Genomic DNA, 794 nt, shown 5'->3' with positions numbered 1-794 from the left:
CACGAAGTCGAAACGAAAATCCGCCAGCACGGCGGACTCGTTTTGCAGATCAGTAAGGGGTTTTTCTACAGCTTCAACGCTGGAGTTAAGCGGCGTGCGGCTTTTCGCACGTCCGCTTGGACGAACTGTTAGGCAGCGACTAGAAGACTGTTTTTACCACTTTGGAAACGCCCTCGATCAAGTCGGCGACCTGATCGGCGGTAGGCTCCTTCTGCTTGTTGTGATCACAAAGATTTCGAATGTCCGCTAAGTGTTGATGAAACCGCCATTGCGGCGTCTCTATGACACTCGAGTCCTTAAGTGCGTCGTTCAAATCTGCAATCGTCGGATGCTTCTTGGTGATCTTGATGGCGTGCTTGGTGCACACTTCGAGCAGGTGTTTTTCCAGTACCACACCGGCGACTGCTCCTGCGGCGCGCATAAACTTGTGCTTGAGCAGTTCTCGCGCAACATCCAGTTCAGAGTCTAGAAGGTCGGCTTGAACTAGCTGCCTAATGTCGTAAAGCGAACTTTCAAATCGTCTCTCAAGCGACTCCAGAATTGCCACCTGCTGGTTTAGGTGGGGCTCGGCCGATTTGTCGTTAGCCACGACCTCTCCGCCGTGGCGTGTTACCTGGAGACCTTGAAGAGCATCCTCTATTCGGTAGTTTTCGAAACCAATATCCTTACGCCCTTTCGGCTTCTCGTAGAGGCGGACGAAATGGGTTCACCCCCGATTTCACGGACACTTACGAGAAGGCCGATGCGGCCGATGAGGAGTGTTCATGTCGAAGCGAAGAAAATTCAGCAGCGAG

1 protein-coding gene is annotated in these 794 nt (G+C 52.6%); it reads right to left on the bottom strand.

The genetic code is table 11. The annotated features are described in order from the left end of the window. Positions 1 to 139 precede the first annotated feature (139 nt). Entirely contained in the window at positions 140 to 589 is a 450-nt protein-coding gene (locus ACQGNJ_RS00105; RefSeq protein ID WP_426687218.1) for a hypothetical protein, read from the bottom strand. Positions 590 to 794 lie beyond the last annotated feature (205 nt).

It is taken from the genome of Rhodanobacter ginsengiterrae (genome assembly GCF_050026815.1).
GTDB classification, from domain to species: Bacteria; Pseudomonadota; Gammaproteobacteria; order Xanthomonadales; family Rhodanobacteraceae; genus Rhodanobacter; species Rhodanobacter ginsengiterrae.
This window is presented reverse-complemented; position numbering and strand designations above follow the sequence as displayed.